Origin of the sequence: Paenibacillus sp. BIHB 4019, assembly GCF_002741035.1 — a bacterium.
Classification (GTDB): domain Bacteria; phylum Bacillota; class Bacilli; order Paenibacillales; family Paenibacillaceae; genus Pristimantibacillus.
Genome location: NZ_CP016808.1, coordinates 2570469 through 2586724, shown reverse-complemented (window position 1 = coordinate 2586724; position 16256 = coordinate 2570469). Strand labels below are relative to the sequence as shown.

General features: G+C 51.3%; 11 protein-coding genes. All 11 read right to left on the bottom strand.

The genetic code is table 11. The features are described from left to right. Window positions 1–111 precede the first annotated feature (111 nt). A complete protein-coding gene (locus tag BBD42_RS11025) occupies window positions 112–1089 on the bottom strand; it encodes a LacI family DNA-binding transcriptional regulator (RefSeq protein WP_099518204.1) in 978 nt (325 codons plus the stop codon). A 252-nt stretch (window positions 1090–1341) separates the two neighbouring features. Then, the gene (gene murA, locus BBD42_RS11020; protein ID WP_099518203.1) at window positions 1342–2778 is read right to left on the bottom strand and encodes a UDP-N-acetylglucosamine 1-carboxyvinyltransferase; all 1437 of its coding nucleotides are present in this window, start codon (window positions 2776–2778) and stop codon (window positions 1342–1344) included. Window positions 2779–3089: 311 nt separating this feature from the next. After that, entirely contained in the window at window positions 3090–3356 is a 267-nt protein-coding gene (locus BBD42_RS11015; RefSeq protein ID WP_099518202.1) for a DUF1146 domain-containing protein, read from the bottom strand. Window positions 3357–3425: 69 nt separating this feature from the next. After that, entirely contained in the window at window positions 3426–5966 is a 2541-nt protein-coding gene (locus BBD42_RS11010; protein WP_099518201.1) for a S8 family serine peptidase, read from the bottom strand. Between the two features lie 492 nt (window positions 5967–6458). Then, window positions 6459–7973: an NADH-quinone oxidoreductase subunit N gene (locus tag BBD42_RS11005; protein WP_099518200.1), complete on the bottom strand. Its 1515-nt coding sequence runs from the start codon at window positions 7971–7973 to the stop codon at window positions 6459–6461. Between the two features lie 3 nt (window positions 7974–7976). Beyond that, the gene (locus BBD42_RS11000; RefSeq protein ID WP_099518199.1) at window positions 7977–9614 is read right to left on the bottom strand and encodes a complex I subunit 4 family protein; all 1638 of its coding nucleotides are present in this window, start codon (window positions 9612–9614) and stop codon (window positions 7977–7979) included. Window position 9615: 1 nt separating this feature from the next. After that, window positions 9616–11481, bottom strand: coding sequence for an NADH-quinone oxidoreductase subunit 5 family protein (locus BBD42_RS10995; RefSeq protein WP_099518198.1), 1866 nt, complete (start codon window positions 11479–11481; stop codon window positions 9616–9618). A gap of 27 nt (window positions 11482–11508) precedes the next feature. Continuing rightward, window positions 11509–12165 (bottom strand): NADH-quinone oxidoreductase subunit K, encoded by a 657-nt coding sequence (locus BBD42_RS10990; protein WP_099518197.1) that lies wholly within the window; start codon window positions 12163–12165, stop codon window positions 11509–11511. A gap of 341 nt (window positions 12166–12506) precedes the next feature. Next, window positions 12507–14735, bottom strand: a complete 2229-nt coding sequence (locus BBD42_RS10985) for a methyl-accepting chemotaxis protein (protein WP_099518196.1) — start codon at window positions 14733–14735, stop codon at window positions 12507–12509. Window positions 14736–14970: 235 nt separating this feature from the next. Then, window positions 14971–15756 (bottom strand): tyrosine-protein phosphatase, encoded by a 786-nt coding sequence (locus tag BBD42_RS10980; protein ID WP_099518195.1) that lies wholly within the window; start codon window positions 15754–15756, stop codon window positions 14971–14973. A gap of 87 nt (window positions 15757–15843) precedes the next feature. Then, window positions 15844–16242 carry a F0F1 ATP synthase subunit epsilon gene (locus tag BBD42_RS10975; protein ID WP_099518194.1) on the bottom strand — a complete coding sequence of 133 codons (399 nt, stop codon included), beginning with the start codon at window positions 16240–16242 and terminating at the stop codon, window positions 15844–15846. Between the last annotated feature and the right edge of the window lie 14 nt (window positions 16243–16256).

Here is a 16256-nt window from a genome sequence, read left to right as displayed (position 1 = left end):
AACGTATTATAGTCGGTGCAAAATAATATGTCAATCGTTTGACATGTCAAACGATTGACATTACATTATAAAAATAAAAATCCCTTGCTGTATAAGGGATTTCAGCTTCTCCTAAGTCGTCAGGCGCTCCACCAGCTCGACATCCAAAACATACCTGTGCTCCAGCGGCTCATCGTTCATTTGCCGGATGATTGAATCAACCGCAATCCGTCCGATTTCGGCAATCGGCTGGCGAATCGTCGTTAGCGCTGGCGTTATCCAGTTGGCCGCGCTCACATCATCATAGCCTACTATTTTGATCTGCTCCGGAATAGACTTGCCCGCCTTGCGGCATTCCTTCACCGCGAAGGAAGCGATAATATCGCTTGTCGCAAACAAACCATCGATATCCGGATGCTCCGCAAACAGGCGGCTCATAATCTGCTCGTACTGCTGCTCGTCGAATACGTTCATATCCGTCTGGATGATAATTGGCTCAATCTCATTTGCCGCCATCACGTCACGAAAGGCAGCCGTTCGCAGGTTCGCCATCATCTGAAGCTCTAAATTCCCGCAAATATGCGCAATTTTTCTGCACCCTTTGTCTACAAGCAGCTGTGCCGCGAGCCGGCCACCCTCGTAATTGTCCGATGAAATAAACGGGATTTCCTCGCTAATCTGCCGGTCTATCGTCACAATCGGGGAATGCAGCTCCTTGTACTCCTTAACCTCAAGCGTATGGCTGCCCATAATAATGCCGTCTACCCGGTTGCGCTTGAGCATATCAATGTATTCCTTCTCCTTCACAGGATCAAGATGCGAGTTGCAGAGCATAATTTTATAGCCGTTCTCGTAGGCATAACGTTCAACATAGCTGGCCAGCTCAGCGAAGAAAGGATGCGCCACATTCGGAATAATGAGCCCAATCACATTGGACTGCTTGCGCAGCAAAGAACGCGCCAGCTCGTTCGGCTGATAATTCAGCTCCTTCATCGTCTGGAACACCTTATTGCGAGTCGTCTCGCTAATATACCCCCTGTTGTTTAATACGCGGGAGACCGTCGTAACCGATACTTTCGCCTTCTTCGCGACATCATGAATAGTAGCCATAAAATCTCCTTCTCATTATCCAGAAAGTTATACGCTTACAAATTATGCTTTCATCATACCACACGAAAACAATCTTTATATTTAAAATACAAACGGCGCTGCCCGTTATAGATGGCAACGCTCGTTTTAAGAAGAAATGGCAGGGTAGGGTCAAAGAGCAGCTTATAAGGTTTTAATCTCAAAAAAAGAGCCGTTCACATCGCCCCATCCGGCGCGTCTGCAAACAGCTCTGCTCTTATGCTTATTAAAGGGTTAAGCCCAAGTAGGCTGAACCTTCAAAACCGTTGCTTCCTTCTCCCGCTTGAAGCTTGAAGCCGAATCCAGCTCAACTGCTGCGATAACAGCAGCCGTTTCCTTCGCTTGTTCTACAGCAGCGACCGCTTTAGCTTGAAGTGCATTTTCCACAACAGCCGCCTGCTTCTCTTCCTCCTCCGCTTCAACGCGGTGAATAAGCGCTCCAAGCGAAGCCAGTTTGCCTGTAATATCTACATAACCGCGATCTACGTGGTGGATGCCCGTTACTTCCGTCTCGCCATCAGCACGCAATGCTGCACAGATCAAGGCTGCGCCTGCACGCAGGTCCGTCGCACATACTTTCGCGCCAGTTAGCGGCATATTTCCGCTAACGATAGCGGAACGGCCTTCGATCTTAATATGCGCATTCATCTTCTGGAATTCTTCCACATGCATAAAGCGATTCTCAAATACCGTTTCGGTTACAACCGACGTACCCTCGGATACGAGCAGCAGCGCCATCATTTGCGATTGCATATCCGTCGGGAAGCCCGGGTGCGGCAACGTCTTCACGTCTACCGATTTCAGCGGATGATCCGCTTTAACCCGAATGCCGTTATCCGACTCAAGCACCTCCACGCCCATCTCTTGCAGCTTGGAAATGACCGGTGTCAAATGATCGCCAATTGCTCCTTCTACAAACACGTCGCCGCCTGTAATCGCTGCAGCAATCATATAGGTGCCCGCTTCTACACGGTCAGGAATAACATGATGCGTCACACCATGCAAGCTTTCAACGCCTTCAATGCGAATGAGGCCTGTGCCTGCGCCGCGAACCTTCGCGCCCATCGCATTCAAATAATTAGCGAGGTCGACGATTTCCGGTTCCTTTGCAGCATTTTCAAGCAGTGTGGTGCCTTCTGCGAGTGCAGCAGCCATCATAATGTTCTCAGTAGCGCCTACGCTTGCTACGTCGAGATATATTTTTGCGCCCTTAAGACGCGTGCTTGTGCTTGCTTCAATGAAGCCGTGTCCGAGCGTAATTTCCGCTCCCATCGCTTCGAAGCCTTTCAAATGCTGATCAATCGGACGTGTTCCAATCGCGCAGCCGCCCGGAAGCGAAATACGCACCTTGCCAATCCGTGCAAGCAGCGGTCCCATAACAAGGAAGGAAGCGCGCATTTTGCGAATCAGCTCATAGGGCGCCTCGTAAGAAGCAATCGTTCCCGCCGAAATTCTCATTGTTGTATCTTGATACGATATCGTTGCGCCTAATGATGCCAATACCTTCTGTATAGTCATGACATCGTCGAGGAGGGGAACGTCACAGATGACGCTGTCTCCTTCCGTCGCAAGTAAAGAGGCTGCTAGAATGGGGAGTACTGCATTTTTTGCACCGCTGACACGTACCGTTCCCGATAAACGCTTGCCTCCGCGGACGATAATTTTGGTCATCTTATGGTTCCCTCCGCGAACTGAATTTCTGTCTCTCGCTTTAAAATTATTGTTTAAAAGTGAAAAATTCCCGTCTTAATCCAAACTCCATATTAACACTTATCTACACTAATCGACAAGCTTTAAATTTCCATGTAACAACAGCATTTAAAGCAGCCCGATCCTGACCCTAACATCCTATGCTGAACGATGCTTTTAGGTGTTGCCCTGCCTGATACTGGAACAAAATTCCCGCACTTGTATAGCGTTCGGAAGCAGGCGGGATTTTAAGTCCGTCATGTACTACCCATTGTTAACATATTCCGCTCTCGTTATTCGACAAAACTCTTCAGCATTGTCGTCCAAGACCAGTAATCCAAAATGAAGCTGGCAAAAGCGTGCCCCAGTATGATCGCAATAACCGCCTGAAACATGCGAGCCTTGGGGCTGCGGGGAAATGCAAAAAACGCTTCCCATTTCAGCTCCTGCATAATAAACCATATAAGTACAATGCTAACGAGCGTTACAACGATGGAGAACAGTCCCGTAACTCCTGTGGCTGTCTGCATGTTGTTCAACATATCCTGAGTCAAACCCATCTGTGCTCCAGATGCCTCCTTTTGTTCGCCTTAAGTTCCCATGTGCCGCTTGATTGCTCATTTACTCAGCTATTGCACGAGCAGCCGCTCTTTTGCAAATGGCTCTCCACTGCTTTCCACGGCAGGGTCCTCCACTCTAAACATGCGGAGTCCTTCATCGGCTCCCGCTTCGCTGGCCGGAAGCTGCTGCTCTGTAATTGCAGGAGCGATGGCAAAGGACGTTTTGACCGTTACCTTGAAACGGTAATATTGCTTGTCGAAGGGCTCATTGGCTGTCAGTTTAAAATAATAAACGCCCGCAGGAAGCCGCTTGTTTTTCACATCCAGCTTGCCTGTGCTGCCTGTTTTCTGTGAAAAAAGCTGCTGCTGCTTTTTATCGTATGCTATGACTTGCATTACCTTTCCTGAAGGAACATTAAACAGCTGCAAATCAATTTGGCTCGCTTGGGCGAGGCGCAGCTGGAACCAATCGACATCGGTGCTGCTGTCAATGACCCCTACATATTCTGTGCCGCTGCGTATGCTCAAGCCTTCGTAATATTGATTATTCGGCTCATTAGGATCATCGTATTTCGGCACATAGTTGATTTTCAGCGTGTATTGCCCAATGACGGGGCTGGCCTCAGACGAAATAGCATTATGCACACGAATATAATATTTCCCGGGTGTTACTGTCAATGTTGGCGATATTTCTGCCTGGCCCTCCGACTCCTCATCATAGGTTCGAAGCGACTGTCCGGCCCGCTGAACGGCAAGGCCCGGATCGATTCGCGCCGTATTCCCCTCCAAGGTAAGCCGCAGCGTGCCGCTTTGCTTGAAGGTAATCGCATACCAGTCGCGATCCGCCTTCTGATGGAAATTGCCCACTACCGTCTGGCTGCGCGGCGACAAAGCGAACGCTTCGTACGTCTGGTCATTCGATTCATAAGCATCAGGTTTCATAATAAAAGAGGAGTCCAGCAAATAGGGCTGACGGGCTGCATTATCGCTGTTCATGAACTGGACGCCTATTTTTTGGGTCCCTTTTTTTACCGTGAACTCGGCATTGCCGCTGGCAAGCTTCGTCGTATAAGTATTTTTCTGGACACCATTCACATAATGCAGCAGCCGAATAGGCGGAATCGCGGCCCCTGATTCAGTCAGTGATTGGTACTTCATCGTGAGCTTGCCGTCATATGGCGCCTCCACGGTGTACCAGTCGATATCCTTGCCCGTATTGAGTACGGCGGATATTTGCTTGTTCAAGGGGAGAAAGGCAGCTGTGGCCCTCGTATCATTCGGCTCAAAACCATCGGCTATAACAGGTGTGCTCAGCGCTTTATCGATTTGCAGCAGCCCATAGCCTGTACGATTATCGAAGCCCGAGCCGCCAATGTTGCGCGTCGTTTGGCGCAGCAGCTCCCTGACTTGATACGTTTTGAGCTTCGGATAACGGGCCCAGATGAGTGCCGCCGCTGCTGCTACCTGAGGGGCGGCCATCGACGTGCCCTCTTCTTTCTTATAGGTCCCGCCTACTGCTGTCGTATACACATTCCAGGCCGCTGACAAATCCAGCTCCGTACCGGGATTCGAACGCAAATCCGGCGAATTGTCCGCTTTTACGCCGCCAACTGCCAGCACCGTCGAATAGGCGGCGGGATATTTTACAGCTGCCATACTTCCTAGCGTCTGTCCATCATTGCCCGCTGCTGCTACCAGCAGCACCCCTTTGCTCTCTGCATAATTTACAATGTCCTGCATATAAGGAGAATAACGGTATAATCCCACGGAGAGCACGATGATCTTGGCCTGCTTGCGCACCGCATACAAAATCGCTTCGCCCAAATCCTGCTCTGTCCCATCGCCATTATGATCAAGCGCTTTGATCGGCATCAGCTTCGCCTTCCACAAAATGCCGGATACGCCAATGCCATTGTTGCCGGAAGCAGCAATTACTCCAGCCACGCTTGTCCCGTGGCCGTTATTGTCCTCAGGCGGCGTATCCGTGTCGATCAAGTTGATGCCGGGGACGAGATTTTTTTTGAGATCGGGATGGTCGAGATCGATGCCCGTATCGACAATCGCGATCGTCAGCGCGGTTTGCTCGCGCACGGTTTTCCAAGCGGCTAGCGCGCCGATCTGCTTGAGATAGCTTTGCTTCGCAAGCTCGGGATCGTTGGCCGCCGCTGCCTTCGCGGCGGCGGCTGTAAGGGCCGAAGCCTCGCCGGAGGCAGCTTCGGCTGGAGGGCTGTCGTCCGCCTGCGGTGCGGCGGACAGCTCTAAGGCGTGTACCCGTCCATTCGGGTACACGTATTCGACGCCCGGCGTGCTTCGCAGCCGGCGCAGCCATGCTTCGACGTCCGCCGATGCTTCGGCCGGACGTACAACATCGACCGCCGCCTCAGCCTGGCGGCGGATCACGAGCGTCCCGCGCAGCTCAGCTGCTTGCGCGGGGTCGCTCCATTTGAGGAGCCAGCTTTGCGGCGGCTCCTCTTTTGCACTTGGGGCGGCGTCAATACGCTCCGCCGCCCAAGGCTCTGCGGCGGATACAACGCCGCAGAGCAACATAACCGCCAGCAGCGCAGCAAGCTGGCGGCGCAAACTGCGGAACCTACCATGATTAAACTTCATGTTATTTATTCTGCCTTTGCATTCGTATTTTTCTCGTGCCTATCTTTTGTACTTTTCATTCACACTTTTCATTCGTGCATATCATTCGCTCTTATCATTTATACCTAATCATCCGCACTTGGCATTCGTACTTACCATTCGTATAATTCTTGCAATTACATCCGCACTTGGCATTCTCACTTACGATTCATGCAATTCTCGCATTTACATCCGCACTTAACTTCCGCACTTATATTCGCACTTAATTCCGTTTACTTATCCCTACCTACATCATCACATTGCTTCATATTCCATTGCACCTTAACCTGTTGCTTGCCGTTGTATCTGCTAAATCTCTCATTCGCATACTGTTGGATCTGCTATCTCTCCCATTAACTTTCGCGCTTGGAGCAGGCTTGTCCTTGTTCCGGTTTAATATAGCGACCAAAGGCCCAGCTTTCTGAATCCATATTGTTTTCTTACCCTATTGGGCTCCTTCCAATCAGGGGCTGTTTACTTCATTAACAAGCCTGGGAACAAGCCCAGCACGACAAGTGCGACGGCGCAAATAGCAATGCCTACAGATGCGGCAAACGGAAGCGAAAGCGCACGCTCGTCGCTGCCCGTTCTCATGAACATTTGCCGGATAAAGCCGAAATAAGCATACGCGGCAACGAGGCTGCATACAGCCATAATGCCCAGCAGCCAATAGGCCTCTGCTGCAACGCTGCCCAGCCATATATACACTTTGGCAAAAAAGCCGCCCGTTAGCGGCAAGCCTGCAAGCGACAGCACGAAAACAGCCATCGCTGCCGCAAGCCAAGGCGACCGATGATACAAACCAGCCAGACCGCTGAGCTTTCCATGCCCTGTCGCTTCCCGAACAGCTGCCAAAATAGCTGTAGCCCCAAACATGGCCAGCATATGCACAGCGAATTGATAGCCGAGCGGTGCGAATAAGCTGCTATGAGCGGGTGCAAGACTAAGTGCGACCGGAACAAGCAAATAGCCGCTATTGATGGCGCTCGCCCAGCCTAATAGGTTAGCAGCCTGCTTTTGCCTCAGCATCGCGAATGTGCCCCAAGCGATTTGGCAGGCTGCAATTGCCTGCAAGCCGATATAAGCGCTGTTTAAACCCAATAGCTGGACTATCTCCGTTTCATGGAGCAGATGATACAATGCAGCCGCAGCTGCGCCTTGGCCTGCTACTACTAGAAACATCGCGCCAGCCGTATAAGGAAAGCCCGTGTTTTTTCCATTCTCGTTGGACATCCAAATGCTAAATGGCAGGGCCGCCACTTTTACGCCCAAACCGCATGCCATGAGCAAAATGGCCAAGTATGCAAGCGAAGCATACGACTGCATATCAGAAATGGATGCACGAATAGCAGCTAAGTCCATCTCGCCAGTCAAGCCATAAAGATAAGACATGCCGAACAGCAGCAGGGCAGTTCCAACGCCAGAACGGGCCGAGAAGCGCACTGCCGGGCGTTCAGGCCGAGACAAATGCTTATGCCGCTTTTTCAACGTGGCCAAAATCAGGCTCAATGCCGCCAAACTAAATAGCTCAAGTCCCACATAGAGCGTAATAAGATTGGAAGGCGCAAGCAGCAAACGTATGCCAAGCAGCGCAGCAGGAATATATAAATAAACGTTAATACGCTGCTCCCGCTCTTCTCCCAGACTGAGCAGCACCGCTATGATAGCTCCCGCCATGACCAGCAAAAACATGAAGCTTTCCGCATTTAAGCCCAGATAGGGGATTCCCGCCACTCCGCCAGGCTGTCTGCCCTCGGCAATCGCTATCGCCGCTTCTGTGCCGTTCGCTACCATCCGCCATAAGGCCGCTGCAAATACGACGACCAGCCAAGGCAGTGTCAACCACCCTGGCGCCGGTCCCGCTTGGTGCCACAAGCGAAACCGGGGGCCAGCAGCAAGTGTAATCAGCAGCAAAAGGAGGAGCAGCTCAGGAATAAGCTGCACCGTACCTAACCAAAACTGCGAACCCAGCGCTTCACTATTTGTCATGAGCTATCCCTCCATCCTGCCTGCCAGCAATTGACTATAAAGCCCCGTAATGCTTTGCTGCACCGTATCGGTCAAAAATGACGGGAAGCAGCCGAGCAGCACGATAAAAGCAAGCAAGATAATCATCGGCGCTGCCTCAATAAGGCGGGCATCCTTGAATGCCGCATGCCGCTCATCAATCGGCCCGAAGCTTACGCTCAGCAGTCCTCGCAGCATATAAGCGGCAGTGAGTACGATTCCCGGTATTGCGGCAGCAGCGAGCCATGGCAGCGAATCGAATAAGCCGAGCAGCGACAGTAAAATCCCGGGAAAGCCAGCCAAGCCGGGAATGCCGATAATCGACAGCCCCGCGGCCATGAAAATGCCGCAAATAAACGGAAGCGAGCGGGCCAAGCCGCCAAGCTCGGAAATTGCCGTTGTTTTAGCTCGCTCCTGCAAGCTGCCGACAACGAGCCATAACAGGGCAAAGCATAAGCTGCCCGCCATGAGCTGAAAGATCGTCCCCTGCAGCCCTGTCTCATTAAAGGCGGCAATTCCAAGCCAAATCAATCCCATTTGGCTAAGCGAGGCATAAGCAAGCAGCTGCCTCATATCCGTCTGGCGCAGAGCCAGCAAAGCCCCGTACAGAAGCTGAATAATGCCGAGAACAGCAAGAGCCGAGGCCATTTTCTCCGCTTGCTCTGGAAACAAAAATACGCCATAGCGCAGCAGTCCATACGACCCGGCGGCCGGAAGCAGACCCGAAATAATCATTGCGACCGGTATTGGTGCGCTGGCCTGCGCTTTCATTAGCCATGTATGAAATGGCAGAAGCGGCATAAACAAACCGAAGCCGATAAGCTGCAAAATAAACAGCGCCATCTTCACACCTTCGGACAATGGCGCTGCGGCTGCCGCTCTCCCATCCGGCACCTCTTGGCTCATTGCCGTCTCTCCTGCAAGCAGCCCACGGGCGATTCCGCCGTATGATCCGCTGTATACCGCATGAAGCTGCTCGCCAGCCTTTTCAATACGAAGGCCCGCCGTACAGGTCAAAATAAGGAATACGACAAGCAGCAGCACAGAACCTAGCCCTGCCCCAGCCAATAGCCGATTCGCCGTCCGCTCGCCGTCCGGATTGCCCCATATGCCCAGCAGAAAATAAAGAGCGATCAGCGCGGCCTGTAAAAATACGATAAACAGCAAAACATCCCTGGCGATAAAAAGCCCCAGCAGTGAAGCTTCCAGCCACAGCAGCCAAAAATAAAACGCTTTGCGCCGCTTCCTAAGCTGAACAGCGGTCACAGCAGCGAGCCCCGTCACCAGCGCGGCGGCAAGCAGCAACGGCAGCGATAGCCCGTCTACCGCAACCGTGTAGGAAAAGGATAATTTTGCTTCGCTATATACTTGTCCTACAGTTGAAGCAAAAGGGAGCGGAATCTCAATCCACGTATACTGCTCCGTATAAGCGCCGCCCCCTTGCTGTTGATTAAATGCCGCATATAAAAAAGCAGCGAAAAGCAGCGGGAGCAGTGCCGCAAGCACGGCAAGCGACTGCATCGCTCTTCCTTGACCGGATGGCGTGAGCAGGATAAGCAGCATGCCGGCAGCAGGGGCCAGCCACATTAAAGACAAAAGCGGCAGCTCTGTCAAAAATGCCATTTTACCACTCCCCCTTTGCAGCCATGATGATGATCGTGATGACCAGTCCAAAAATGATCGCTAGTCCCATTCCCCGAATCGTACTGCGAAGGCTCCAGCTAACAGCCAGCCTCCCGATCGCATACAACAGTCGAGCCGCCAGCTGGAGCGGCATGCCCATCGCATGTTCAATCGCCGCTAATGCCTCACCGGCAGCGGCAAACGGCTGCTTGATCGCACTCGCTTTGCCTGCCGCCCATCCAGCAGAAGCATCCTTCAGCTGATTTGGGCCAGTGCCCGTCGCGTTCGCCTCACGTTTGTTTTTGAGCCATCCGAGCCAAGCGCCACCTAGAAGGATTGCAGTAGCGGCCAGCATTGATGCTAAGGACATATTGCCTTGCGCGCCAGCCGCTTCCCCATCGAGCCATCGTTCAGGCAAGCTGCCCCAGACCAATTGAAAGAAGCTTGAAAGGACAACGATCGCGGCAAGCGCAAATATCGAATAGCTCATAAGGCGCGAACGCTTATGGCCTTGATCAAGCATGGCCGTTGCAGTTGAACGCGGCTTCCCTTCAAATATAAGAAAATACATGCGGGACATATAAGCCGCGGTCAAAAGCAGTACAAGCATAATTGCAGCCAGCCACAATAGATTCCGCTCTGATGCTTCCGCCCAAATCGACTGCTGCAGCCAAAAGCCCGTGAGCGGGGGAATGCCGCATAAAGCCACACCGCCAATGAAAAACGTCCACGCTGCAAGCGGCATATGCTTGCGCAAACCACCCATGCTCCCTATATCCGCTGTTCCAACTGCCTTCAATAGTTGGCCTGCTGCCAATACAAGCAGCGTTTTGCAAATCGCATGGACTAGCACATAAAGCATGCTGCTTGTGGCGGCACCGAGGGCGAGCGAAAGCTGAACGATACCTAGCTGGCTGATTGTCGAATAAATCAATATTTTGTTCACATTCCGCTCCATTAGCGCCCTGGCAGCAGCATAAACCGCTGTCGCAGCGCCAATATAAAGCGCCGCGTCCGTTACGGCTGGAGCCGATTGGAAGATTTCTGTCGTTTTGGACAGAAGCAGCGCTCCTGCCATCATGCCTGCTCCTTGCAGCAGCGCGCTCGCTGGAGCAGGAGCCTGCTCGACACTGCGCAGCCAAGCGTAGAGCGGAAACTGCGCAGCCATTCCTGCCGCCGCAAGCAGCAGCAAGCTTGCGATCAATGCTGTTATATTTTTCGCAATCGCACCGGATTGCCCTTCAAAAACGTTATGTATAGCAGCAAAATCAAGCGCATGCTCCGGCATAAACCAAAACAGCATCAGCGTTGCAAGCAGCAATCCCGCACTCGCTAAACGCATCATAATAAAAGCTTTCTTGGCAGCCGCACGCGCCGCGCTCTTCGCGTACCAGAAACCAAACAATAAAAATAGACTGACGGAGGCAAGCTCCCAGAACAAATAAAACGCCAGTACGTTATCTGCGAGAGTGAGTGCCAGCAGCGAGAAGGTGAATAAGGACATATAACTGTAGAACACCGTCAAGCGTTCATCCTTCTTCATATAACCAGCGGCATAAATATGAACCAACATGCTCAGCAAGCTGACACCTACCAGCAGCAGCGCGCTCATGTTAGTAACCTCAAATCCAATTCGCAGCGTAAGCCGATCTATCGAAATCCAGTTAAAGCTATCATTATAATCGACTGCCCTATAGCGGAACCGCTCAATCCATACCAGAAGCGACAACAGCAGCGAAGCAGCTGCGCCTCCTGTTCCAACCCAGGCGCCAGCAGAATGAGACCCTCGGCCAAGCGCCAGCAGGATCAAAAAAGAAGCTAGCGGCAGCAGCGGAATAAGAAAAGCAGCCTCAGCATACATTTGCATCTGCTACGATCACCTCCTGTTTAACTATTATTCATGATTAGAGGTGGTGGAGTCTCGTTTGTATAATACAATTAATACGGCCGCTCCAATTGAAGCCTGCGCGAAAAAAACCACCAAAGGAAGAGTTCCAAGCCCTTCCTCTATTCCATGTACATATAAGCTTAAAGCAGCAATGTTCAACTGGGCTCCGCATAAAATGATACTTACACACAGCAAGGCCACCAATGAATTTCTTTTGACAATTGCCCCGTACACCCCAATAGCCATCAGCGTCGCCGCTGTCATCAAATGGGCAGGGAGCAGCGGCATTTCTTCGCCAGAATAGGGCAGCTTCAAAATGACATACATCAGAATAGCGAGCAAAAACGGAATGCCTGCAGCAGCTGCCATTTCGCGGGAAGCGATTCCAATCGACCGGTTATGCCGGCCTATTTCCGAATGCCTCCTAATCTCTGACCCTAGCAAAATTCCCATTGTACCCACATATAGAAGTGCCTGAAAAAGCGCAATCAGACCGGCATCTAGCCGGACGAGCAGCCCTGAATTTCCAATAATCGTCAACACTACGCCCAGAGCCAGCCTAGGCAGCATTCTGGCATGAATCATAATGATAGAGCCCGTCACAACAAGGGCCGAATAAAGGAAGAACGCGGTTGTTTCTGCCGTAAACCATCCATTAAACAATGAACCGCACTCTCCCTCTCCTAAGTTTAACACAAAAGGACCGAGCTAATCATAAGCGTCGGTCCTTGTAAAAAGGGATTTGCCTCGCCAATGCATGCCTGCTTAACCTGGCGTTATCGTCCCCTTGGCGTCACCTTCAACTATCTGATGAAAAAGGGTTGAATTTTGCTGCTTTTCTAATCTAATAATAGTTACAATTATAACAAATGCTCCCACTACCGTCTATGATGGAGTTTTAGGTGCACCCCCAGCAAAAAGGCCTGCCAAACCGCTGTAATCCGCGATTTGCAAGCCTTTTTCCACTCTACTATTCTGTTATCGGGACGCTCTGGGCTGGGCCACTATCTGACTCTAGACTCTGTTAATTTGAATTGGCCCACGAGCTGTTGAAGCAGCATTGTAATAGATTCGACATTCGTTGAGGTATGGCGAACGTTGTCCATCTCCACAATCAACTCCTGCACTTGTCCTTCCACATCAGAGGAAACCGAGCGGTTTTGCAAGCTGACTTCGGCAATTTGCTCCATCAGTTTTACCACTTCCTCTACAACCTGCGTTTTGCGCTGATCGTCCGCCTGCGCCGATTGCAGGGTGCGGGCTGCAGCAGCAACGAGATCAGTACCCTCTTCTACAACCTTCGTACCCTCGTCCATTGAATGATAGGCCTGCTCGGCTTCTGAATAAATTTGCCGCGTAATGCCGTGCACTTCCTCTGTCGATTTCTTCGTCAAGTCCGCCAGCTTGCGGATTTCGGAAGCAACGACCGCGAAGCCTCGGCCCTGCTCGCCAACACGCGCCGCTTCAATAGAAGCATTAAGTGCCAGCAAATTGGTTTGCGACGATATTTCCTCGATTACTTGAAGCACATCGCGAATTTCCTCCACCGTCTTCATGAACTTGCGAATCGTACCGTTCGTATCTTCTACCTTGGTGGAAATATGCTGCATCTTCTCCCCAATGCGGCCAACCTCGGTTTGCGCCACCGCAATTTGCTCTGCCGCTTGGCGCTCCAGTACAGATAGCGTATCGCGCATTTCACCCGCAGCATTTTTTGCCTTGTCGATATCCTTCAGCTGGTGACGAATGCTGCCAATCATATGGCCCACCTTGCTGCCTACACGCTCCGTTGACAAGGCGGTATGGGCAGACGACTCATTCATGACGGACTGGCTGCTCAGCACCTCGGCAGCGGTGAGCTTCACCTGCAGCATAATGCCTTCGAGTGAATCGATCATATTGTTAATCCATTTTGCCAGCTCCTGCGTCTCGTCGCAATCGAACTCTTTCGTCGACAGCCGCTGGGTCAAATCACCCTTCCCCTCGGCATTAATGCGAATAAAACGATTAATCCGCTCTAGATGCCCAGTTACCCGCTGCGATTCCTTGCGCTGCACCGACATCGCAAACAAAACACCGAACAGCAAATTAAATCCGCCAAGCACAGCTGCTGCTCCCCATAGCGGCATATAGCCAATGACTAGAGAAGCAAGCAGAAACGTGAGAACGCTTTGCAGCAGCGCTGCATACATTTGCAGCTTGCGCTGCCGCCAGCCAATACTGCGCAGCCGATACACCTCTTCCAGATCGCCCTCGCACATCATCCCCCATAGATCAGGGCAATGCGGCATTCGGAAAGTGACGCCTTTGCCGATGACGGCAATATGGCGATAATCCGAGTAGCCAGGAAACTGAGCGAATAAATTGCTGCCATTGCGAATGGTTCCTGCGACGCCAGGATGCAGCTCCCCCGTTGCCGGATCGGTGAAAACAATTTCCAGCTCGGTATGCTCCTTAATCGACACGGTACCCCAGTCTGTCGTTACGCCATCCTTTAGATTTTCGCCATGAGTGAACGTACGGTCCTCAAAACGGCTGCGGGATAACGCTGTACCAGGTACGATATTACGCTGCAAACTAGGCTCGGCCATAAACAAATAATTATCGCCCGAATCCGGATAGACATGTCCTGACTCGCGCTGGATCAAATCGCCCAGCACATCATTAGGCACTCTCCCGCATAACGTTCCGACCCGGCTGCCGTTCACAAGCAGCGGCTGCATGAACATAATCGTCATTTTGTCGTGAAAAGAGGAGGTTCGGGCCCCTAGCTTAAGTGTAATCCCGTCTTCGTAAGGACCAAAAAAACAGCGGCTGCCTGCTGAAGCGCCTTCTTGGGAATACTGCATGCCCGGAGACAGCGCGCTGCCCTCTCCATAATGGGTGCCTATATGGGTGGGATAGGTGGAGTGAGCTACATGATTGTGGTTGTCTAGGAGGAACAGCTCCGTAAAATCCATACCCCTCGCATAGGATCGTTCGAGCAAAGGAGCTATCCACTTCTGCTGGTCCTTAGAAAATGCAGCAGCTTGCAATGCGGATAGGCCATCCGACAATTGATTCGACAGGCGCTCCATATGCCCCCAATACTCATCCGCCCATTGCAGCAGCAGCTCTTTGCGAGTATCTGCAACGCCTTCGAAAATGTGCTCGACATCTTCCTTAATGCCAGAATTGAGCTTCCATGATACCCACAGTGGAAACCCCGTCCTTGTACCTAGCCAATCAAACATACGCACTCCCCCTATGCCCTTCCTTAATTTTCTTGTATGTAAAGTATATTAACATACATTTGAACCGTTTTCCTAGGAGAATGTTAGCTTTTATAACCAAAATTGTTGATTTAAATGTGACATGAGTGAAAAAAAACCAATCATCTGTACGAATTCCGTACAATTGATTGGTTTACTCATTAAATTGAATGATTAGTTCAAAAGGCTCATTTGATATAGATAAACGAAAAAACGCTTATTTCTTGAAAAAAGCTTTCAATGCTTGCCAGCGATTTGCCACTGCCCCGCCTTGCCACTCTGGTGCATCAGCAAGAGCATCGCCCCTTAACAGCGAAGCAGCATTTTGCTGAAAATAGTCCGACCACTCCGTGCCCATCATTTTCTGTATCCGGTCATAAGCTTCCTTCAACCTAAAGCCTCTGCGCTCCACATGATGCGCATCAGAGGACACAAGATGAATGAGGCCCGCTTCACATAGCTTCCAGGAAGCCCGCTCTACCGTCTTGCCGAAAGCGCCAAGCAAGGAATGGCTCGTCACTTGGCCAAATGCCCCCAACCGTACAAGCTCAGCCAGCCGCTCAGGCTGCTGAATGATAGCTGCGTTCCGCTCTGGATGAGCGAACACCACTTGAATGCCAAGCAATCCAAGCTCATAGACGGTTTGCTCCGTATTTTTAGGAATATGGGAGGAAGGCAGCTCCAGCAGCATGTAGGATGAACCCGCTAGCGTCAGCAAGCTTCCCTCCCGCCAATGGTCCAACAGGTCCTGATGCAGCCGCACTTCTTGTCCGGTATGTACAACAAGCGGAATGTCCAGCTCCTGCAGCAGCTTATTGAGCGTACGGGTCAGCTCCTCTACAACTTGAGCCGGATTCACATAACGACCGTTATGGTGATGGGGGGTTGCGATAATGGTTCTGATTCCCTCGGCAGCAGCCGCTCTTGCCAGCGCAAGCGAATCCTCTAGGCGGGCCGCACCATCATCAATACCAGGAAGAATATGTGTATGAATATCAATCATAGTGGAGGGCTCCTCCCTGCTGTTTTATTTACAAAAAACACCGCTAACGCCTCTTACAGGACATTAACGGTGTTTGGGTAACAAATATTATTTATGCGCTATGCCGATACGATTCATTGCACGCTGCAAAGCAAGCTCCGCACGGCGGAAATCGATCTCATCGCGTTTGGCAGACAGAAGCTGCTCCGCGCGTGCTTTCGCTGCCTTCGCACGATCAACATCAATATCGGTCGCAAGCTCGGCGCTTTCCGCCAAAATAACGATTTTATCTTTACGAACCTCGATAAAACCACCATTTACAGCAATAACATCAACTTTTCCATCGCGCTTGATTACAACTGGTGCAATACGAAGCTGTGTTACGAGTGGAATGTGGTTTGGCAATATGCCTAGCTCACCTTCAACACCTTTTACACTAATCATATTCGCATTCTCCGCGTACACTTTACGCTCAGGAGTAACGACTTCTACCAAAAAGGTACTCATGTGGATTCCTCCCG

What these genes read in the sequence shown, in the direction of transcription:
- BBD42_RS11015 (WP_099518202.1), bottom strand. Translation starts at nt 3,356, where the DNA reads ATGGGTTTGACTCAGGATATGTTGAACAACATGCAGACAGCCACAGGA.
- BBD42_RS10985 (WP_099518196.1), bottom strand. Translation starts at nt 14,735, where the DNA reads ATGTTTGATTGGCTAGGTACAAGGACGGGGTTTCCACTGTGGGTATCA.
- BBD42_RS10975 (WP_099518194.1), bottom strand. Translation starts at nt 16,242, where the DNA reads ATGAGTACCTTTTTGGTAGAAGTCGTTACTCCTGAGCGTAAAGTGTAC.
- BBD42_RS11025 (WP_099518204.1), bottom strand. Translation starts at nt 1,089, where the DNA reads ATGGCTACTATTCATGATGTCGCGAAGAAGGCGAAAGTATCGGTTACG.
- BBD42_RS11010 (WP_099518201.1), bottom strand. Translation starts at nt 5,966, where the DNA reads ATGAAGTTTAATCATGGTAGGTTCCGCAGTTTGCGCCGCCAGCTTGCT.
- BBD42_RS11005 (WP_099518200.1), bottom strand. Translation starts at nt 7,973, where the DNA reads ATGACAAATAGTGAAGCGCTGGGTTCGCAGTTTTGGTTAGGTACGGTG.
- BBD42_RS10995 (WP_099518198.1), bottom strand. Translation starts at nt 11,481, where the DNA reads ATGCAAATGTATGCTGAGGCTGCTTTTCTTATTCCGCTGCTGCCGCTA.
- BBD42_RS10980 (WP_099518195.1), bottom strand. Translation starts at nt 15,756, where the DNA reads ATGATTGATATTCATACACATATTCTTCCTGGTATTGATGATGGTGCG.
- murA (WP_099518203.1), bottom strand. Translation starts at nt 2,778, where the DNA reads ATGACCAAAATTATCGTCCGCGGAGGCAAGCGTTTATCGGGAACGGTA.
- BBD42_RS11000 (WP_099518199.1), bottom strand. Translation starts at nt 9,614, where the DNA reads ATGGCATTTTTGACAGAGCTGCCGCTTTTGTCTTTAATGTGGCTGGCC.